Source organism: Cobetia crustatorum (assembly GCF_000591415.1).
GTDB classification, from domain to species: Bacteria; Pseudomonadota; Gammaproteobacteria; order Pseudomonadales; family Halomonadaceae; genus Cobetia; species Cobetia crustatorum.
Window position 1 is genome coordinate 22807 of the sequence record NZ_JEMF01000039.1, and the last position, 21580, is coordinate 44386.

Genomic DNA, 21580 nt, shown 5'->3' on the forward strand with positions numbered 1-21580 from the left:
CGGCAGGTTCAGTGCGCGACGCCAGCGGCGCCATGTTCATCGATCAGCTTGCCGCTATTGAAGCGGTCGTAGGCAAACGGCTCAGCCAACGGGTGAGCGCGGCCCTTGGCCAGTGTCCAGGCAAAGATGTTGCCGGACCCCGGCGTGGCCTTGAAGCCACCCGTCCCCCAACCGCAGTTGAAGAACAGTCCCTTGACCGGTGTCTTGGAGATGATCGGACAAGCATCCGGACAGGTATCGACGATACCGCCCCACTGACGATTCATGCGCACGCGCGAGAAGATCGGGAACAGCTCGATGATCGCCTGCACGGTATGCTCGATCGTCGGATAGCTACCACGCTGGCCGTAGCCTACATAGCCATCGATACCGGCCCCAATCACGAGATCGCCTTTATCAGACTGGCTGACATAACCGTGCACGTGGTTGGACATCACCACGGTATCGAGAATCGGCTTGAGCGGTTCGGAGACCAACGCCTGTAACGGATGAGATTCCAGCGGCAAGCGGAAGCCCGCCTTTTCGGCCATCACACCAGAGTTACCGGCAGTGACGACGCCAACGCGCTTGGCACCAATGAAGCCACGCGAGGTTTCCACGCCAACGATGGCGCCATCCTGCTTGCGGAAGCCGGTGACTTCCGTCTGCTGGATCAGATCAACACCGAGGCTATCGGCACCACGTGCGAAGCCCCAGGCCACGGCATCGTGACGCGCGACGCCACCACGCGGCTGCCAAGAAGCACCGAGCACCGGATAGCGTGTGCTAGCGGAGCAATCCATTGCCGGCACCAGGTCCTGCACCTGCTGGGTATCCAGCACTTCGCCATCAATGCCCTGAAGGCGGTTGGCATTCACACGACGCTGGATGTCACGCATGTCTTGCAGGGTGTGGCCCAGATTGAGCACGCCGCGCTGGGAGAACATGACGTTGTAGTTCAGGTCCTGTGACAGGCCTTCCCATAGCTTCATGGAGTGTTCGTAGAGCGCTGCAGACTCGTCCCACAGATAGTTGGAACGCACGATGGTGGTATTACGCGCAGTATTACCGCCACCCAGCCATCCCTTCTCGATCACCGCAATGTTGGTGATGCCATGTTCCTTGGCTAGATAGTAAGCCGTGGCCAGGCCATGCCCACCGCCACCGACGATGATGACGTCGTATTCCTTCTTGGGTTCTGGGCTACGCCAGACTTTCTGCCAATGCTCATGGTGGCTGAGCGCATGCTTGACCAGCCCGAATCCCGAGTAACGCTGCATTTGCCACCCCTCCTGAAACTTTATATCGGCGCACGTGGTGATGATGGGTCACGTGCGCCGCTTGTCGTTTTTATGAATGACGGTATCTCGCTATCAGGCCAGGGCGGCCGTTTCAGCCACAGATGCTCCGGAATAGACCGGGAAGCGTGCGCAGACGGCTTCGACCTTAGCGCGAACGTCGGCCTCGACCTTGTCGCTCTCGCCAGTCGACAGTGCATCCAGCAGGTCACAGATCCAGCCTGCCAGCGCCTCACATTCCTCTTCTCCGAAGCCACGCGTGGTCGCTGCCGGTGTGCCGATGCGCAGGCCGGAGGTGACGAACGGGCTCTGCGGATCATTCGGCACGCTGTTCTTGTTGACGGTGATATGCGCGCGACCTAGTGAGGCATCGGCATCCTTACCAGTCAGGCCCTGACGGATCAGAGAAACGAGGAACAGGTGGTCATCGGTGCCACCGGAGACGACGTCATAGCCGCGGTCCATGAAGACACCGGCCATCACGCGGGCGTTGTCGATCACGCGGGCCTGATAACTGACGAAGTCCTGGCTCATCGCTTCCTTGAAGGCCGCGGCCTTGGCGGCGATGACATGCATCAACGGACCACCCTGCTGGCCCGGGAAAACGGCGCTATTGAGCTTCTTGTACAGCGTCTCGTCGCCGTTGGCGGAGAGAATCAAGCCGCCACGTGGTCCGCGCAGCGTCTTGTGTGTCGTCGTGGTGACGACGTGGGCATGCGGGATCGGACTCGGGTAGTGACCCGCCGCGACCAGGCCGGCTACGTGCGCCATGTCGACCATCAGCCAGGCACCGATCTCATCCGCCATGTCGCGGAAACGACGCCAGTTGACGACGCGGGAATAGGCCGAGAAGCCCGCGATGATCATCTTCGGCTTGTGCTCGCGTGCCAGGCGTTCCATCTCCTCATAGTCCAGCTCGCCGCTCTCGGTGAGGCCATACTGGATGGCGTTGTAATGCTTGCCGGAGAAGTTGGGCGCCGCGCCATGAGTCAGGTGGCCGCCGTGGGCGAGACTCATGCCGAGAATGGTATCGCCCGGCGACACCAGCGCCATGAAGACAGCGGCGTTGGCCTGGGCGCCGGAGTGCGGCTGCACGTTGGCGTAATCACACCCGAACAAGGCACAGGCGCGATCGATGGCGAGCGTCTCGACCTTGTCGACGAACTCGCAACCACCGTAGTAGCGCTTGCCCGGATAGCCTTCGGCGTACTTGTTGGTCAACTGGCTGCCCTGGGCTTCCATCACCAGCGGACTTGCGTAGTTTTCGGAGGCGATGAGCTCGATATGCGCTTCCTGACGCGCGGTCTCTTCGAGAATGGCCTCGGCCAGTGCAGGGTCGAGTCTGGCCAGTCGGTCATCACGGGTGTAGCCATGTTGCTGAGACATTACGCGCCTCCGGTTATCGGGCGTTGTTGTTGGAATGCATGCTGTTGATCGCGATCTGTTGGATCATGAGCTTGCCCCGATACTAGCCCTGCCCACTCACCACTAACTGCTTGTCAGCGTCACGACGCAGTGCGAATGCGACATGCGTGCGCAGATGCGACATTGGCTCGCGCTGAAGCGTGTCCTCTGGCAGTCATGCGGGCCGTAGAGCGCTACACCCCGAGCCATGCACGCAGGTATGCTAGGACGGCATATGCGAAAATACGCAGGCGCGCGTGACGGCTGGCAGGGTCAGGCCAGATACCAAAATGGACGGGAGATGAGTTGATGCTGATGGAACTGCTAGCGGTGATGGCACCGGTGCTGTGTGGCGCAGCCATCGGTTTCTTCTGGGTGCGTCTAGGCCATGACTATCCGATGGCCTTCGTCACCAAGCTAGTGCTGTACATCGGTACCCCTGCGCTGATCCTGAATGCACTGGGCAGCGCAGAGATCGACAACACCAGCTTCCTGCGCACCGGACTGGCCACACTTGCCGTGATGGGACTATTGCTGGCGCTCAGCTGGCCCTTTGCGCGCCTGATCGGCAAGCCATGGAAGGTGGCTGTCGCCCCGCTACTGTTCTCCAACGTTGGCAATATGGGTCTGCCGGTCTCGTTGTATGCCTTCGGCGAGGCCGGCTTTGCCTACGCCATCACCATCATGGTCACCATGTCACTGCTGCAATTCAGTCTTGGGGCCTGGCTCGCCAGTACCGGAGGCAATCCGTTACGCAGCATTACTCGCTCGCCGACCATCTGGGCCAGTATCGTCGCTACCGTCATGCTGCTCAGCGATGTCCACATGCCACGCTTCATCGGCAACAGCCTGGAATTGATATCCGGCTTCACCGTACCGCTGATGCTGATCACCCTTGGCGTCTCGCTGGCCAATATCCGTGTCAGAAACCTGGCCGCTGGCGTGGGCTTCAGCCTACTGCGCATCCCCTTTGCTGCTGCCAGCGCCTGGGCCATCGGTAGCCTGATAGGGCTGCCGCCGCTAGCGCTGAACGTGCTGATCATGCAGATGGCCATGCCAGTCGCGGTCTACAACTACATGTTTGCGCAGAAGGCAGGCCGCGAGCCTGAATACGTCGCCACGCTGGTGTTTTGCTCAACACTCGCTGCGTTCATCTATCTGCCGGCGTTACTCGCTACGCTTGGTGCGATGGCCAACTGAATGGTGCTGACACACTGAATCACTGCCCACCAACACGCGCACATAAAAAAACCACGCAGCTTGAGGCTTGCGTGGTCGTGGGACGTTTTCCTGCCAGAAACTACGGCGATGCAAGGGTGACGTGATGAAGCCGTTGTCACGCTTGAACAGCGCGGTACCTCCTGATATTGCAGATAGCCTTGTTATTGTCTGGCGTCGTCCCCCGGCCTGGAGATGACACACCGTTCCCTTGTCTTGATATCGCCCATTTCTGACAAATTCGGGCCTGTAGTGGCAGACCCTAACCTGACGAGGAAGTCCCTCGCTCTCAAGATGCAGCTGAGGGGTGTGCAGGTAGAAGACTTTCAGCCATGGCGCCGGATACTGGTACCCGTGCCGCTATTCGGGATCCCCCGAGGCGATCTCCTTCCCTGCACGTAGCCTTCCCTGTGGCAACACATGAAGCGTAGCCTTGAGACTACCGATCGCTCCACATGGTTTGCACCGTCATCTGGCGCGAGTTGATTCACCTATAGGCCTGAGCATAAAACACCATAATACTGATGCCACGCTGACCACATTCATCAGGCCTCAGGCCGCACAGGCGCCACGCCTCCTGCCTTCACCGACGCCTGATCTCTCAGCTGCTGAAGCGAAATGACAGCATGTCCCTTGTCAGCCCACTCGGCCCGCTCAGCATCATCGGCACGCAAAATGAAGCGTCCGAACAGGGTGTAAAGCAGACCCAGCAATGGCGACAGCCAGCAGGCAAACGCCAACGGGATATACAGCAGCCCTTCCAGACTGCCACCGCTGACCACCAATCCCAGCGAGCTGATCACCACTGCGCCACCCGCATTCCAGGGAATCAACGGCGAGATCAGCGTGCCGCCTTCCTCAAGAGAGCGCGACAGGTTGAGCGTCGAATAGCCCTCGCCACGGAAGACCGGCGCATACATGCGACTGGTAAGGCGATGGAGAGATAGGGATCTCCCGCGATGACGTTGGTCAGTGCCGCCGTCGAGCTAGCCGCCAACTGCAAACCAAAGATGCCGCGCACCTTGACGAGTACCGCAGCACACAACGATTCAAGGCAGCCGATCACTTCCAGCAGGCCACCAAACGCCAGCGCGATCATCACCAACAGAATGACCCACGCCATCGACATGATGCCGCCACGATTGAGCAGGGTATCGATCTCGCTGACACCGGTAGTCAAGGTGTAGCCACTCTGCATATAGCCGAACAACGCCTTGACCGCCTCACCCTGCACGCCAAAGGCCACGACGGCACCCGCCGCGACTCCGACAAACAACGCTGGCAATGCCGGCATGCGTGCAATCGCCAGTCCCATCACCAGCAGCGGCGGCATCAGCACCCAGAAATTGAATTCAAAGTTACCGGCCAGGCCTTCGGTAATGGCCGTGATGCGCTCGAGATCAAGCGTCTGACCAGCGGCCAGCAGGTTGCCCGCCACCAGATAGATCACCAGCGCAATCAGCATCGCAGGAATGGTGGTTGGCATCATGTTGCGGATATGCGCAAACAGGTTAACGCCGGTGACGGCAGGCGCCAGATTGGTGGTATCAGATAACGGCGAGACCTTGTCACCGAAGAAGGCTCCGGAGACCACGGCACCGGCGGTCCACCACGGCGGAATGCCGAAACCTGCACCAATCCCCATCAGGGCGAGACCGACCGTACCGACCGTCCCCCAGCTGGTACCCAATGCCACGGAGACTACCGCGCACAACAGCATCGCCGCCGCGAGGAAGTACTCCGGTGAGATCAGTTTGAGGCCGTAGTAGATGATCATCGGCACACTGCCGGAGGCGATCCAGATACCCACCGTCATGCCGACAAGGATGAGGATGGCGATGGAAGGTAGTCCAACGCGCACGATGCGCATCATGCCCTCTTCCATCGCTGACCAGCCGTGTCCCAGCTTCCAACCGATGATTGCCGTCATTGCCACGCCACAGACCAGCGGTACATGAGGTGTGAATTCACCAAACACGAACAGCTGCAGTGCCAATACGGCTAGCGTGGCCACAATCGGTAGGCAGGCCATCACGAGGGACGGCCGCTGAGGGGTCATCAAATCCCGAGTCATTATGTTCTCCATCGGTGAGTTGTACTTGTTGTACGCCCACGCTATGTCGACTCGGGTATTGAAAAGTGATTGCCTGCGTCATTCAGCCGCCTGAATACGACACGCAAGGACAGTTCTGAGAATAAGAGCGCGAGCAGAGTCCGACACTCAATGCCATTAGTCTGATGTTGATCATCATTTGAGCTATCACCGAGCAGGGATAGCTCAGTAATCAATCACCACATCGCCATTGGGAACGCTGCAACAGGACAGGATAAAGCCTTCGGCGACGTCCTCATCCGTGATGCCACCGTTATGCTCCATCGCAACCTCACCGGAGATTTTCTGCACGCGACAGGTACCGCAGATACCCATGCCGCAGGCTTGGGGATGTGCAGGCCGAGCTTGGCAGCCGCCGCGTGGACAGTTTCACCCGGTGCGATCTGCACCGACTTGCCGGTGGCGGAAAACTCGACGCGGGTCAGATCGGAGCGGTCCATCTCCTCAGCCAGCACCTCGGCCTGTTCCGCCTGCTCGATAGCGTCTTCTTCTACCTCGACCGGCGTCGCTCCGAAGGACTCTTCGTGATAGCGGCTCATGTCGAAGCCACGCTGGCGCAGCAGATTCTTGATCGCGTTCATGTAGGGCGTCGGGCCACAACAGAAGATTTCACGCTCCATGAAGTCTGGCGTGATCATCTCCAGCATCGGTTCGGTCAGATAGCCGCGATAGCCAGACCAGGTCTGGCCGGTCTCGAAGCGCTCGCAGATGATGTGCATGTTGAATTCCGGCACACGGGAATCCATGAACTCGAGTTGGCGCCAGAAGATGATGTCGCGCGGGCTGCGCGCACTGTGCACAAAGGAGATGTCGACATTGGCATTGGTATCGAAGTACCAGCGCGCCATCGACATCAGCGGCGTGATGCCGACCCCACCGGACAGCATCAGGAAGCGCTCGGCCGGATAGTCGATGCAGTTGAAGTTGCCGACCGGGCCATGTACTGCCAGCTCGTCGCCTTCATTGAGGTTGTCATGCAACCAGTTGGATACCAGACCGCCCGGCACACGCTTGATGGTGATCGAGAAACTGTAGGGCACCGAAGGTGAGCTTGAGATGGTGTAGGAGCGCATGATCTGCTGGGCGTCTATCTCCAGCTCCAGGGTCACGAACTGCCCTGGCTTGAAGAAGAACATCACCGGTTGTTCGGCCATGAAGCAGAAGGTACGGACGTCCCAGGTTTCCTGAATGACCTTCACGCAGCGTACACGGTGACGACCATTGCTCCAGGTCTGGGTCGTTACCGGATTGAAATTGCTAGGGATCACGCTCATGAAGGCCTCGCTTGTTCTTGGGCTTATCGATTCTTGAAGTAGTGCGCCGTACGCGCGGCCAACGGCGGGACATGCAGCAGATTGTCGAATCACGCCCGCCAGACCGTTTATCCCTCCACGACAAAAACATGCCTGTGGTCTCCGCTAGCGGCAGAAAAAACCCTCTTTATCGAATACCTCATCAATGCGTCGGAAATACGTCATTGAGAGTCGTCGGCAGGCATTGGACAAATGCCGCCCTCAGCCACACTCCACCAATGTGCGGCGAATCGTCCCAAAGACCCTGCGGCTGCCCCACAAACAACCAGTCTGCTCCAGACTCTTTCCTGACTTCTTGATGGCAGCGACACGTCGCCGCCTATCGACCGTGCGAGGACAACGCGATGAGCGATCTATTGGAACACGCTCAGGACCAGCAACAGCAGGCAGTACGTGAGGCCGCCGCGCGGTTGCTGAGTGAACGGCGAGCCGGCTTCAGCCTGCCGCAGCCCTTCTATAACGACGAACGGCTGTTCGCACTCGACATGAAAGAGATCTTCGCCAAGGAATGGCTGTTTGTCGGGGTCAGTAGTGAAATACCCGCCAAGGGCAGTTTCATGACGCTGGACGTGGCTGCCAATCCGATCATCATCGTGCGCGGTGATGGCGACAGTATTCATGCCTTCCACAACGTCTGCCGTCATCGTGGCTCACGCCTGTGTACCAGCGAGCGCGGCAAGGTGGCCAAGCTGGTCTGCGGCTACCATCAGTGGACCTATGAGCTGGACGGTCGCCTGCTGTTTGCCGGCTCCGATATGGGAACGGACTTCGACACCAAGGAGTTCGGTCTGCATCCGGTCCATGTGCGCTGTGCAGGTGGCATGCTGTTCATCAATCTCTCCCAGCAACCTGCCAATGCCGAGCCGTTCTTCAAGACACTCGAATTCTATTTGAAGCCTTATGACATGGAGAACACCAAGGTGGCGTGCACCTCCTCCATCGTCGAGGATGCCAACTGGAAGTTGGTCGTGGAAAACAACCGCGAGTGCTATCACTGCAATGGCGCGCACCCGGAGCTGCTGAACTCGCTACAGGAATTCGATGATACTGATGACCCGCGCGCCACTCTGGCCTACAAAGAGCTAGTCGCACGCAAGCAAGCCGACTGGGATGCCGAGAAGGTGCCATATCAGTTGGTACGCTTCGGTCGCCGTAACCGCATGACACGTACACCGCTGCTGGAAGGCACGTTCTCGATGACCCAGGATGGTCGCGTCGCCAGCCAGAAGCTGATGGGGCGTTTGCAGAGTGCTGACATGGGCTCGCTACGTATCCTCAATCTGCCCAACTCCTGGAATCACTTCATGGGCGATCACGCAGTAGTCTTCCGCGTCGAACCGATCAGCGCTCAGAAGACCCGCGTGACCACCAAGTGGCTGGTACATCGTGACGCTGTCGAAGGCGTGGATTACGACCTCGATACCCTGCGTAAGGTGTGGGATGCCACCAACGACCAGGATCGTCGTCTTGCAGAGGAGAACCAGCGCGGCATCAACTCTCAGGCCTATCAACCCGGCCCCTACTCCTCAACCTACGAGTTCGGTGTGGTGGACTTCGTGGACTGGTACTCCGAGCAGATAGAAGCGGCTCTGAGCGATGCACAGCCGCAACACCTGCAACTGGCGTGACGGCTGGCCTGACTTGGACACAAAAATAGCGACATAAAAAAGCCCGCCACCGGTTATCCGGTGGCGGGCTTTTTCGTACATCTATCACTGGATTATAACTGGGTATCCAGGCTCATCATCAGACTGAGTGCCATCACGATAATGATGGAAAATCCGAACAACTTGCGGGCCCAGGAAGCATCAGACTGCCCCTTGAGCCGCCACACTGCCAGATACAACCACCAACCACATGCGATGGTTACCACTACCAGGTACCACATGCCGGTATAGCCCCACAGTGTCAGCAGCAGCGACACTGGGAGAAAGCCGGCGATGTAGCCAATCACCACACGCTTGGCATACTCCATGCCACGCGCGACCGGCAGAACCGGAATATTGGCAGCCCGATAGTCATCGACACGAAACATGGCAATCGCATAGGAATGCGGCATCTGCCACATGCTGAAGATAATCAGCAACAGCAGCGCCCCCATGTCCACCTGGCCGGTAACAGCCAGGTAGCCGACCACTGGCGGCGCAGCGCCGGACAGTGAGCCGATGAGGGTGCCATACACCGAACCACGCTTCAGCCACATGCTGTAGGCGCCGACATAGATCACGAAGCCCAATCCCACGGCAATCATTGCCATGAGATTGGTCATCGCGGCCAGCAACCAGAAGCCGGCCAACCCGAGCACACCCCCGAAGGTCAATGCGCCCTTGAACGAGACAGTGCCCTGTACCAGAGCACGGCCCTGGGTACGCGCCATGTGACGGTCGATATCACGGTCGATGCAATTGTTGAACACACAGCCCGAGGCCACGATCAACGCCACCCCTATCAGGGTGGCGAGGAACAGCGCCCAGTCCACCTCACCACCAGAGGCGAGGAAGAACCCACCACTGACGGTGATGAGGTTGCCGAAGATGATGCCCGGCTTGGTGGTACGCAGGTAGTCCTTGATCATCAGGCTCACGCTATCAGATGGGCATCATGTTCTGATTCAGCTCAACCATGATCCACAGGGAACCGCCAACGACGATACCCACGATCACCAGGGTGAACAGCAGTGCCTGCACATTCCAGCTCTGCTCTTTGGAGCCGTCCAGATGCAGGAAGAAATACAGCTGCACGAATACCTGAGCAATGGCGAAGCCAAAGATGGCCCAGATCACGCCAACACCCGGATCATCCATCAGCATGACCATGCCGAAAGGAATGATCGTCAGGATAATGGACAGAATCAGGCCAATCACATACTGCTTGACGCTGCCATGGCTGTCGTTGTGATGGTCATTGGAATGGCTCATAGCATCACTCCCGTGAGGTAGACGACGGTAAAGACACAGATCCAGATAACATCCAGGAAGTGCCAGAACAGGCTCAGCATCATCAGGCGACCACGATGGGCTTCTGTCAGGCCTTTCTGCTTGACCTGGATAATCAGCAGCGCCATCCAGATCAGACCGACAGTCACGTGCAACCCGTGGGTACCGACCAGCGCGAAGAAGGCAGACAGGAACGCAGAGCGATCCGGGCCCATGTCATTCACGATCAAGTGATGGAATTCATAGATTTCCATCGCGATGAAGCCCGCACCACAGACAAAGGTGATCATCAGCCACTTGATCACCGCGGAGCTGTCTCCGCGGTTCATGCCCAGCATTGCCAGGCCATAGGTGAAGCTCGATGCCAGCAGCAGCGCGGTCTCGACCAGCACGAAATCAAGCTCGAAGATCTCGGCACCCGTCGGGCCACCGGCATACGCCTGGCTCAGCACCACATAGGCTGCGAATAGCATCGAGAACAAGATGCAATCGCTGAGCAGATAGAGCCAGAAACCGAAGACCTTCAGGCCGTTGGCATCGTGATGCTCGTGATCGTCATGGGCGTCGTGCGCCCCGTCATGAGATGTCATTGCATTATTCGCCATGATTACCCCTGAACCACTGTGTCAGTCGGTGTACGGGCGCCGGGCAGGCTGCGACGTTCGCGGCCCTCACGCTCGACACGCTCGACTTCCTCGACAGACACGTAGTAGTCGGTGTCGTAGTTGAAGGAACGCACGATGAAGCTGGCGATCATGCCGACCAGACCCACAATGGCCAGCCACCAGATGTGCCAGATCAGTGCGAAGCCAAAGATCAGGCTGAAGCCAGAAATGATGACACCGGCAGCAGCATTGCGCGGCATGTGGATCGGGGCATACGGCTTCTTCGCCGCTTCCTCGTGTCCACGTTCCTTCATTTCCCAGAACTCATCGAGTTCCTTGACCTGCGGCTCGTGAGCGAAGTTGTAGAACGGTGCCGGAGAAGTGGTGCTCCACTCCAGAGTACGACCGCCCCAGATATCGCCCGTGGTGTCCTGCAGCTGATCACGATTCTTGATGCTGACCACGATCTGAATCACGGTGCAGACAATACCGATCAGGATCAGGACGGCACCGATGAAGGCGACGACCAGATACGGAACCCACAGCGGATTGTCGACGTGCTGCAGACGACGGGTCATGCCCATGAAGCCGAGGATGTACAGCGGCATGAAGGCGAGATAGAAGCCGACGATCCAGAACCAGAAGGAACGCTTGCCCCACTTCTCACACAGCATGAAGCCGGTCGCTTTCGGGAACCAGTAGGTGATACCAGCCATCGCGCCGAAGACCACACCGCCGATGATGACGTTATGGAAGTGGGCGATCAGGAACAGCGAGTTATGCAGGACATAGTTCGCGCCCGGCACGGCCAGCAGAACACCGGTCATGCCACCGATGGTGAAGGTGACCATGAAGCCGAGAGTCCACAGCACCGGAGAGGTCATTTCGATACGACCGCGGTACATGGTGAACAGCCAGTTGAAGATCTTCACGCCTGTCGGAATCGAGATGATCATCGTCGCGATACCGAAGAAGGCGTTCACATCCGCGCCAGCACCCATGGTGAAGAAGTGGTGCAGCCAGACGACGAACGACAGGATCGTGATGACGATGGTCGCCCACACCAGCGAGGTGTAACCGAACAGCTTCTTCTTGGAGAAGGTGGCGATGACTTCGGAGAACACACCGAAGACCGGCAGCACCAGGATGTACACCTCAGGATGGCCCCAGGCCCAGATGAGGTTGACGTACATCATCATGTTTCCACCAAGATCATTGGTGAAGAAGTGGAAATCAAGATAACGGTCAAGCGTCAGCATCGCGATGGTCGCGGTCAGGATCGGGAACGCTGCGATGATCAGGACGTTGGCGCACAGTGCAGTCCAGGTAAAGACCGGCATCTTCATCAGGCTCATGCCCGGTGCACGCATCTTGAGGATGGTAGCGACGAAGTTGACACCCGTCAGCAGGGTACCGACACCCGATATCTGCAACGACCATATCCAGTAATCCACGCCGACGCCGGGACTGTAATTGGCCCCCGACAATGGCGGATAGGCCAACCAACCTGTCTTGGCAAACTCACCCAGACCCAGTGAGATGTTGACCAATATGACACCGACCACGAACAGCCAGAAGCTCAGCGAGTTCAGGAACGGGAACGCCACATCACGCGCGCCAATCTGCAGCGGCACGACCACGTTGATCAGGCCAATGACGAACGGCATCGCCACGAAGAAGATCATGATCACGCCATGGGCAGTGAAGATCTGGTCGTAGTGCTCTGGCGGCAGATAACCTTCACCACCGGTAGAGGCCAGCATCTGCTGGGAGCGCATCATGATAGCGTCAGAGAAGCCACGTAACAGCATCACCAGCGCCACGATGATGTACATCATGCCGATTTTCTTGTGGTCGACAGACGTCAGCCACTCGGTCCACAGGTAAGTCCACTTGCGCATATAGGTGATGAGGCCGGCAAGGGCTGCACCACCGAGGATTACCGCCGCGAGCACGATCACGATGATCGGCTCGTGATACGGAATCGCCTCTAATGTGAGTTTTCCAAGCATTGCTTATTCCTCGGTTGCCATCGCAGGTTCGGCGTGGCCGGACATATCGTCACCAGACATCTCGTCGCCGGACATCTTGTGGGCTGAGTGGTCCATCTTCTTGCCACTCATCTTCATGTCGCCCATCTGCTTATCACTCATGCCCAGTTCCATGCCGTCCATGTAAGGCGCCATGATCTGCTGGTAGAGGTGCGGCTTGACCTGGCCGTAGAAGGTCGGGGCAACGTTCTCGCTCGGCTCATTGAGCGCGGTATAGCCCGCGTCATCGAGAACCTTGCTGCTGCCACGTGCCTTCTCGATCCACGCATCGAAATCGCCTTCGCTCATGACATGCGTCTTGAAGTGCATGTCGGCGAAGCCGGCGCCACTGTAGCTCGCGGAGATACCGTCATAGGTACCCACTTCGCTACCGATCAGGTGCAGACGGTTTTCCATCCCCGCCATTGCATAGATCTGGCTGCCGAGGCGTGGAATGAAGAACGAATTCATCACGGTCTCGGAAGTGATGTGGAAGCGCACCTGGCGATCCACCGGCATGGCCAGTTCATTGACCGTAGCGATGCCCTGCTCCGGATAGATGAACAACCACTTCCAATCCATCGCAATCACCTGAACCTCGATCGGCTCACCGCCGTCGACGATTTCGGCACGCGGGTCCAGCTCATGCGTGCTCTTCCAGGTCAGGATGCCCAAGGCGAGGATGATCAGGCAGGGAATGCCCCACACCACAGCCTCAATCTTGGTGGAATGCGCCCAGTTGGGCGTATAGGTCGCCTTGCTCTGCTTGGTATCGCGATAGCGCCAGGCGAACCACAGCGTCATGAAGATGACCGGGATCACGACCACGAGCATCAGGTAGGTAGCTGTCAGAATCAGCGACTTTTCGGATTCACCGATAGGCCCCTTGGGATCGAAGAGTACGGCGTCACAGCCGGACAACATCAATAATCCCGCGAGGATAGGGAGTCCCCGCAGAGCCCCCCGCATTAGGCTTTTTCTCATCTCACGACCTCGTTGGAACACGCCATGACGTCATGACGAGCCCACATGTGGAACACAGCGTTCGAAGAAATGACCAACAGGAAGTCGTCGATCGTTCGAACGAAATCAGAAGATTTCCCGCAGGCGGGGCACAGGATAGTGAAAAGGCAGGGGGGATGACTACGGGGCAGGATGACGCAGTCAGGCGCAGCAGCAAACGAATGACTTCCTGCTGCGCGGATCAATCATGGATAGCCAAACATGGCAGCCGCCTCTCTCACCGCGGGTTAAAGTCAGAAGATTGCCTTCTGATCCCGTCGGCAGCACAAATGATGTTGGCTAGCGCCCGTTTCTCACCTGACCGGCAGATCGCCAATCCTTTTTTTTATCTTTTCTGACGATCACTCCACTCACCTACTTGATGACCAGAAGAATCACCATATTGCGGACGAACAATTCAAGATAACGCCCTTCCGCACACCCTTTATCATGATCGCCACCCAGTAGACGAAAAATCCAATAAATCCATAAATAAAGGAGCTTGCAGCCAACAAAAAGCCTATTTTAGAAATATTATGCTAGTTATTCGCACTTTCATATTTCCAGCATCAGCTTCATCACGTAACAATCAACACGTTAGACCACCCTTCTAGAAGCATGATAGCAGAGTGAAATCGTCGTTCATTTTTCTGACATTCATCATCATCATTCACAGAAATACTCCACATGCACTCCTATCAACATGAGGTATCGATGTGCACAGAAACACCTCAAATCATTCACAATTACGCAACCCTACCATTTATATTTAACGTATCAGACGAGGACAACCTGACAATAGAAGACCATTTTTTGTTCTTCACTTATGGATATCTGCCACCTTTCCATCAGATGAATCAAAAAATTCAAGAATCAAAAATACACAAATAAAAACCATCTGATTACTAAAAAAATACCGTAATGCAACAAAAGTACGACTCAGTGCCTCTCTAGACCAGCTTTATACTCATGGGAGGCATACTCGATAGAGGTACCGAAAATCACATCTTGGGAAAAGGTCAATACCTGCGACAATTGACCACACCAAGAATCTTGCTGATGATCTTCGCGATTTTCTGAAATCCTTTTATATACCATAAGCCTCAGACCACCGATGAACCTGATCAGCATGATCTCCCTGCAAGATACGTCTTTGCAGTGCAATATCTTTATTTCATCGTGCAGCAGCCACGTCCTGACACAGGCATCTCGCATTGATCGCGAGGAAAAATGTCCACATGGTGCTATAGAAGCTACCTGACAGCCTTAGCTGGCATGGCTCTCACCGTATGTCGACGATGCACGCTGCTAACCCCCGGGACATAACCTTTCACGCAAGAGACACTACCCATGACTGATCACTCTCCCCTCGCTGCGGATTCACTTCTCGATGCCGCCCAGCTGCCCGCTGGGTCTCTCTACCGCCTCTTCTCCGGCAGTGTTGCGCCTCGTCCTATCGCGTGGGTCTCGACGATAGACGCCACCGGCAATGCCAATCTAGCGCCCTTCTCATTTTTCACCATCGCCAGCGTCAATCCGCCAGTGTTGGCCTTTAGTCCGCTACGTAACGGCGATGGCCAGACCAAGGACACGCTGAACAACCTTCGTGAGGTCGGTGAATGCATCGTGCATATCGGGGGTGAGGCATTGAGCGAAGCACTCAACGCCACCAGCGCGAGCCTGGCACCGGAAGGTGACGAATTCAGCCACGCGGGGCTCAATAAGATCGCCATGCCGCCATTGCAGGTGCCGCGCGTCGCTGAGGCCCCCATTGCCTTCGGTTGCCATCTTCGCGACATCATCTCGTTTGGCGATCAACCACTGGCAGGAAGCCTTGTGCTGGCAGAGGTCATCGTCATACACGTAGATCCCAGCGTCTGGGACGGACGTCACGTCGACAACGAGGTATTAAAGGCTGTGGGACGCATGGCAGGTAGTGACTATGCGCGCACCGATAGCCTATTCAGTCTGGAGCGCCCAGAGTAAAGCAGCATCAGAGACCAGCAGCATCAGAGACAGTAATCCAAGCCTCAGCAACATGAACACCAGTGCCACCGTGGTAAAAAACCAAAAGAGGGCCTGTCAGCTGACAGGCCCTCTTTTCTCATGCAGGGATGCTCTACCTTCATGCCTGCTTTTCTTCATCACATCGCCAGCGTCTAACGACTAGCGCAGCCCGGGTAGCAGGTACTTGTCCAATGCCTGACGTACCGACGGCAACATCACATCCGATTTCAGCACCAACTCGCGCACCAACTCCTGCAGACCAGGCACGCCAACCTCCACATGTTTGGTCAGCGCCATACGCGCGCAGGTATCTGGGCATGCGTTTTCTGGCACTCGAACGCCCAATGCCACCAGCCGCTCACGGAAGTCATGCTGATCGATCAGGTCCACTATCATCATCGTCTTTCCTCCTCCGTGGAGACTGCGGGCGCTTCTGCATGAAGTCCCGCTGTCTGAGCATAGCTGATGCTGCTGCCTTCATTGTGGACAGACACTCACGCAACTTGCGTATCACACAGCGTCAGTGACATGTGAATTCACGCCGTTGCGACCGGCGGTGACTCCGGCATCGCAGAGGCTTTCGGCTTTGTCAGATAGCAGGCGGCATACTTGAACTCGGGAATCTTGCCAACCGGGTCCAGTGCGGGATTGGTCAACAGATTGGCCGCCGCTTCGGCGTAGCAGAATGGTACGAATACCATCCCCGCTGGCGTCAGCGGATCAGCACGCGTCGCAAGCGTGATCTGACCGCGCCGCGTAGTGATGCTAAGCGGCTCACCGGCAGCAATGCCCAACCGCTCAAGCTCAACCGGATTGAGCGTCGCGACCGCAGATGGCTCAAGGTTGTCCAGCACCCGTGCACGACGCGTCATAGAGCCGGTATGCCAATGCTCCAACTGACGGCCCGTCGTCAACACTGTTGGATAGTCGGCATCCAGTGTTTCATCCGGCGGCGTGGGCCAGGTCGGCACGAAGCGGGCCCGACCGCTGGCGCGCGGGAAGCCCTCGCCGAACACCACATCCTCCCCTTCTCCATCCGGCGTCAGACAGGGATAGTCACCGACCCTTCGTGAGAAATACGTGCCCAGTCGATGTTATCGAGCGAATCCATGCCCTGCTGCATCTCGGCATAGATCTCTTCAGGCCCAGCGTAATGCCACTCAAGTCCCATGTGACACGCAATCTGCTGCGTGATCCACCAGTCCGGTTTCGCCTCACCCGGTGCCTGCAACGCCGCACGCCCTCGCTGTACCTGGCGATTGGTATTGGTAACGCTGCCGTCCTTCTCCGGCCAGGCATACGACGGCAGGATGACATCGGCGAATTGGGCTGTCTCGGTGACGAAGATGTCCTGCACCACGAGGTGCTCAAGCTGTGCCAGTGCACTGCGCGCGTGATCAAGATCAGGATCCGACATCGCCGGATTCTCACCAAGAATGTACATGCCGCGAATCTGACCGGCATGAATGGCGTGCATGATTTCCACCACCGTCAGGCCTGGCGTAGCGGATAGCGGCGCCTCCCACAGCGCTTCCAGTCGCTCGCGCGCTGCCACATCGCCGACCGGCTGATAATCAGGGAAGACCATCGGAATCATGCCGGCATCCGAAGCGCCCTGAACGTTGTTCTGACCGCGCAACGGGTGCAGGCCAGTACCCTCGCGACCGACATGACCACAGGCCAGCGCCAGTGCAATCAGGCAACGTGCGTTGTCAGTGCCGTGAGTGTGCTGCGAGATACCCATGCCCCAGAAGATCATCGCGCGCTTGGCCGTTGCATACTCGCGGGCCACGGCGCGAATTTCTTCGGGAGCCACACCGCACAATGGTGACATTGCCTCGGGTGTCAGTGCGTCAACATGCTCGGCCAGCGCCGCGAAGTCCTCGGTGTGGGCCGCGATATAGTCCTGATCCGCCAGCCCTTCACTGACGATGACATTGAGCATCGCATTGAACAACGCCACGTCAGCCCCCGGCGTGAACTGTACCGAGCGATGCGCATGGTGACGCAGTGCCAGCCCACGCGGATCGATCACCACGATACGGGTTCCGCGCTTGGCGGCGCGCTTGAAAAAGGTTGCCGCGACCGGATGGTTGACGCCGGGATTGCAGCCGGTCAGTACGATCAGATCCGATTGTTCAGCCTGCATGAAGGAGGCGCTGACGCCACCGGAACCGACACCTTCCATCAGCGCTGCCACCGAGCTTGCATGGCACAGCCGTGTGCAGTGATCGACATGGTTGGAGCCAAAGCCAGTACGTACCAGCTTCTGGAACAGCCACGCCTCTTCATTGGTGCACTTGGCGCTGCCGAAGCCCGCCAGGCTATCGGGGCCATGCGCTCGCTTGAGGCTCATGAGTCCCTGGGCCGCGACTTCGAGGGCCTCATCCCAGCTGGCCTCACGGAAGTGGCTCAGCGGATGCGCGGGATCAAAAGTCGGGTCCAGCCCCTTGGGCACGCCAGCGCGTCGAATCAGCGGCCGGATCAGACGCTCCGGATGGCGCGGATAATCGAAGCCGAAACGACCCTTGACGCATAGCCGCCCGCGGTTGGACGGCCCATCGCGACCACTGACGGCGATGATGTTGTCCAATCGCGGGTCTTGCGACGCAGCGCCATGATGTTGCTTGACTTGCCCCGAGGCTAGCGATTGAGACTGCGCATCCGCCAACGTCGCACCCGACTGCCCTTCTTCGAACAGCACCTCGCCAGTACCACGACTGACCTGGTATTCCAGCTGGCAGCCCACACCGCAATAGGGACAGACCGAGGCGATCTTGTCATCCACGGCGGCGCTATCGCCATGCCCCTGCGCATCGACCTGCACCGCTGGCATCAATGCCCCCGTCGGACATGCCTGAACGCACTCGCCGCAGGCCACGCAGGTGCTGTCGCCCATCGGATCTTCGAGGTCGAACACGATACGGGTGTTGCTGCCGCGTCCCGCCAGGCCGATCACATCATTGACCTGCACCTCACGACAGGCGCGTACGCACAGGCCACAGCTGATGCAGGCGTCATGATTGACCGCCATCGCGGTATGCGAGTGGTCATGAGCATTGACGGTCGACGGCAACCATTCCTCTGCCGTTGCTCCCAGCAATGTGCTGACCTTCTCGCGTGCGCCTCCCAGAGTCTCGCGGGCACGCCCGACATCGACACCCAGCTGCGCGGCAGTCGCCATGAAGTGACTGCTGACATCAGGGTTCACCTGCTCTGCCGGCATGTCCGCGGCCAACATCTCGACCACCATCGCGCGGGCCGCACCGGCTCGCTCAGAGCTGGCGCTGCGCACCACCATGCCTGGGCGCGCTTCTCGAATGCAGCTGGCCGCCAGCGTACGCTCGCCTTCTATCTCGACCATGCAGGCGCGGCAGTTGCCATCAGCGCGATAGTCCAGCGCCTCGCTGTAGCACAGGTGCGGGATGATCTCGCCGCTGCGCTGAGCGATCTTCCATAGCGTTTCACCGGGCCAGACGGTGATGTCCACGCCATCCAGTGTGATCGTGAAGCCGTCATCACGTGCCTGATCGGCGCAGTCTTTCGCTGGCATGTTCATGCGTCACCTCTCATCGCAGCAGGCGCACCGGTTGAGGCGATCAGCTGTACGCCGCGCGCCGCAAGCTCCCCTCGGAAATCCTTGAGTAGTCCCAACACCGGATTCGGTGCCGCTTGCCCCAGCCCACAGATGGAGGCGTCTACCATCACCTGCGAGAGCCGCGTCAAGAGCGTCTCGTCCCACTGATCGCTGCTGAGCGCTGCCAGCATCTGCTGAGTGCCGACCCGACACGGTGTGCACTGGCCGCAGGACTCATCCATGAAGAAGGTCATCAGATTGCGTGCCGCCGCGACCAGATCGTCCTGATCCGACAGCACCATCACCGCCGCCGAGCCGATGAAGCAGCCATGCGCCTGCAAGGTGTCGAAATCCAGCGGAATATCGGCCTTGCTGGCCGGCAGAATTCCGCCGGAAGCCCCGCCGGCAGATACGCCAACAGACGGTGTCCTGCTGCCATGCCGCCACCGTATTCCTCGACCAACTCATTGAGCGTGATACCGGCCGGTGCCAGATACATGCCCGGCCGCATGACGCGACCTGACAGCGAAAAGCTTCTCAGCCCCTGGCGTCCATGCCGGCCAACATTGACGTAGCTCTCGATGCCTTCGCGATGCAGCCGCGCGATCCAGTAGACCGTCTCGACGTTGTTGACCAGCGTCGGCCGTCCGAACAGACCGCACTGCGCCACGAAGGGCGGACGCTGCCGAGGCTTGCCCGGCTTGCCTTCCAGCGACTCGATCAGTGCCGATTCCTCGCCACAGATATAGGCGCCAGCGCCGCGGCGTAGATGGATGAAACCGGACGCGACGACGCCTGCCACTTCCAGCTCCGTAATGCATTCACGCAGCGCAAGACCCAGCGTCGGATACTCATCACGCAGATAAATGTAGAGCCCTTCGGCGTCGATGACGTGTGCGCTGGCCAGTGCACCTTCCAGGAAGGTGTGCGGTTCTCGCTCCAGATGGTAGCGGTCCTTGAAGGTGCCAGGCTCGCCTTCATCCGCATTGATCACGCAGTAGCGCGGCCCCGCCTCGGCACGCACGAAGCCCCACTTGCGGAAGGTCGGAAAGCCAGCACCGCCGAGTCCACGCAGCCCCGCCTGCTCGATCATCTTCGCCAGATCATCAATGGCCACCTCGCCCGCCCTGAGCGCGTCGAGCAGGCCATAGCCCCCCATCGCGCGATACGCCTCCAGACTTGGATAGTCGAGGCTCGTGGCGGGATCTGCATGTACATGTCCTGCTGCAATCGCGGCCTTGACGCCCGCGACGCTTGCCTGACCAAGATGGTAATGGCCGACCTCAGCCACCGGCGCACTATCACAACGCCCCATGCAGGGTGCACGCACCACACGCACTTCAGCAGGATCGAGTCCCTCGGCAAGCCCGGCACGGAGTGTCTCGGCACCTGCCAGCTGACAGGACAACGAATCACAGACACGTACCGTCAGCGCCGCCGGCGGCGTTTCGCCATCCCGCACCAACGTGAAGTGGGCATAGAAGGTTGCCGTCTCGTAGACCTCTGCCATCGGCAGACGCATCCACTCGGCAAGTGCACGCAGATGACGCAGCGTCAGATATCCCACATGGTCATTGAGGTCATGTAGATATTCGAGCAACAGGTCACGCTGCGGCGGGCTATCGGCCAGCAGTTGCTGTATCTCGGCCAGCGCCTCGGATTCAACAGGGCGACCGCGCAGCTGACTGCGCGAACGGCGACGACCGGCTACAGCCGGCGGGGGAGTGATCACTGACGTCATGGCGGCACCGCATCGTTGTTTTAATAGTGGTGATGCAAGGAGGCTGCAGTCGTGGCGACTGCATTAGTCACGTAAGCGTCGATTGGCTCGGGCATGCAAGGCCACTGTCCAGCAGGACAGTGGCCTGTCAGGTAACAGACCCGAAAGCGTAGTAACGCCGACATTCCTCACTGTAGATTGCAATTTACAAAGCACACACTGATGCAGCAACCGCATCAAAGCCTGAAAGCGCTTCTGTGTCAGCCACGACTACGCAGGTGTCGTACCCAGCTAACTTGCCACAGGAAATGACTCTCACAATCAGACTGCCAGACTCTTCGCCTGATGGCGGCCGACCCTGTCGGAACCCCTCCAGGA

At 58.4% G+C, this 21580-nt stretch carries 16 protein-coding genes and 2 pseudogenes; 4 read left to right on the forward strand and 14 right to left on the reverse strand.

Features of this window, described 5'->3' with window-relative positions:
- Positions 1–8: 8 nt before the first annotated feature.
- Both BF12_RS0109260 and glyA read right to left on the reverse strand, forming a co-directional pair.
- A complete protein-coding gene (locus tag BF12_RS0109260; RefSeq protein ID WP_024952029.1) occupies positions 9–1259 on the reverse strand; it encodes a sarcosine oxidase subunit beta family protein in 1251 nt (416 codons plus the stop codon).
- A gap of 93 nt (positions 1260–1352) precedes the next feature.
- Positions 1353–2663 (reverse strand): serine hydroxymethyltransferase, encoded by a 1311-nt coding sequence (glyA, locus tag BF12_RS0109265; protein WP_024952030.1) that lies wholly within the window; start codon positions 2661–2663, stop codon positions 1353–1355.
- Between the two features lie 327 nt (positions 2664–2990).
- On the opposite strand from glyA, the gene BF12_RS0109270 reads away from it, so the two are divergent.
- Complete coding sequence (locus tag BF12_RS0109270) at positions 2991–3881, forward strand: AEC family transporter (RefSeq protein WP_024952031.1); 891 nt, start codon at positions 2991–2993, stop codon at positions 3879–3881.
- Positions 3882–4444: 563 nt separating this feature from the next.
- Here BF12_RS0109270 and nhaC read toward each other — a convergent pair.
- A pseudogene (gene nhaC, locus BF12_RS19450) lies at positions 4445–5985 on the reverse strand (Na+/H+ antiporter NhaC).
- A 192-nt stretch (positions 5986–6177) separates the two neighbouring features.
- Positions 6178–7277, reverse strand: a pseudogene (gene gbcB, locus BF12_RS19455) (glycine betaine monooxygenase reductase subunit).
- A 392-nt stretch (positions 7278–7669) separates the two neighbouring features.
- On the opposite strand from gbcB, the gene gbca reads away from it, so the two are divergent.
- A complete protein-coding gene (gbca, locus tag BF12_RS0109290; protein ID WP_024952033.1) occupies positions 7670–8953 on the forward strand; it encodes a glycine betaine monooxygenase oxygenase subunit in 1284 nt (427 codons plus the stop codon).
- 92 nt (positions 8954–9045) lie between these two features.
- Here the strand turns inward: gbca and cyoE are convergent, their stop codons facing one another.
- The 5 genes from cyoE to cyoA are packed head-to-tail and all read right to left on the reverse strand — an operon-like array spanning position 9046 to position 13880.
- Complete coding sequence (cyoE, locus tag BF12_RS19460; protein WP_035159735.1) at positions 9046–9900, reverse strand: heme o synthase; 855 nt, start codon at positions 9898–9900, stop codon at positions 9046–9048.
- 13 nt (positions 9901–9913) lie between these two features.
- Positions 9914–10243: a cytochrome o ubiquinol oxidase subunit IV gene (gene cyoD / locus BF12_RS0109300; RefSeq protein ID WP_024952034.1), complete on the reverse strand. Its 330-nt coding sequence runs from the start codon at positions 10241–10243 to the stop codon at positions 9914–9916.
- Positions 10240–10866 carry a cytochrome o ubiquinol oxidase subunit III gene (gene cyoC, locus BF12_RS0109305; protein ID WP_024952035.1) on the reverse strand — a complete coding sequence of 209 codons (627 nt, stop codon included), beginning with the start codon at positions 10864–10866 and terminating at the stop codon, positions 10240–10242. The genes cyoD and cyoC overlap by 4 nt, the downstream gene beginning before the upstream one ends.
- A 2-nt stretch (positions 10867–10868) precedes the next feature.
- On the reverse strand, positions 10869–12878 hold the full coding sequence (cyoB, locus tag BF12_RS0109310; RefSeq protein ID WP_024952036.1) for a cytochrome o ubiquinol oxidase subunit I: 2010 nt from the start codon (positions 12876–12878) through the stop codon (positions 10869–10871).
- A gap of 3 nt (positions 12879–12881) precedes the next feature.
- A complete protein-coding gene (gene cyoA / locus BF12_RS0109315) occupies positions 12882–13880 on the reverse strand; it encodes a ubiquinol oxidase subunit II (RefSeq protein ID WP_024952037.1) in 999 nt (332 codons plus the stop codon).
- A gap of 47 nt (positions 13881–13927) precedes the next feature.
- Here cyoA and BF12_RS22205 point away from each other — a divergent pair, with 47 nt between their 5' ends.
- Positions 13928–14257 carry a hypothetical protein gene (locus BF12_RS22205; protein WP_169734517.1) on the forward strand — a complete coding sequence of 110 codons (330 nt, stop codon included), beginning with the start codon at positions 13928–13930 and terminating at the stop codon, positions 14255–14257.
- A 991-nt stretch (positions 14258–15248) separates the two neighbouring features.
- Positions 15249–15884 (forward strand): flavin reductase family protein, encoded by a 636-nt coding sequence (locus tag BF12_RS0109325; protein ID WP_024952039.1) that lies wholly within the window; start codon positions 15249–15251, stop codon positions 15882–15884.
- Between the two features lie 180 nt (positions 15885–16064).
- Here the strand turns inward: BF12_RS0109325 and BF12_RS0109330 are convergent, their stop codons facing one another.
- The 5 genes from BF12_RS0109330 to BF12_RS19470 form a co-directional block, all read right to left on the reverse strand.
- A complete protein-coding gene (locus BF12_RS0109330) occupies positions 16065–16304 on the reverse strand; it encodes a hypothetical protein (protein WP_024952040.1) in 240 nt (79 codons plus the stop codon).
- A gap of 137 nt (positions 16305–16441) precedes the next feature.
- Positions 16442–16921, reverse strand: coding sequence for a molybdopterin dinucleotide binding domain-containing protein (locus BF12_RS22785; RefSeq protein WP_248623658.1), 480 nt, complete (start codon positions 16919–16921; stop codon positions 16442–16444).
- A 26-nt stretch (positions 16922–16947) separates the two neighbouring features.
- Positions 16948–19458 (reverse strand): molybdopterin-dependent oxidoreductase, encoded by a 2511-nt coding sequence (locus BF12_RS19465; protein WP_248623659.1) that lies wholly within the window; start codon positions 19456–19458, stop codon positions 16948–16950.
- Positions 19459–19460: 2 nt separating this feature from the next.
- The gene (locus BF12_RS22790) at positions 19461–19823 is read right to left on the reverse strand and encodes an NADH-ubiquinone oxidoreductase-F iron-sulfur binding region domain-containing protein (protein ID WP_248623660.1); all 363 of its coding nucleotides are present in this window, start codon (positions 19821–19823) and stop codon (positions 19461–19463) included.
- On the reverse strand, positions 19784–21223 hold the full coding sequence (locus BF12_RS19470; RefSeq protein WP_248623661.1) for an NAD(P)H-dependent oxidoreductase subunit E: 1440 nt from the start codon (positions 21221–21223) through the stop codon (positions 19784–19786). The genes BF12_RS22790 and BF12_RS19470 overlap by 40 nt, the downstream gene beginning before the upstream one ends.
- Positions 21224–21580 lie beyond the last annotated feature (357 nt).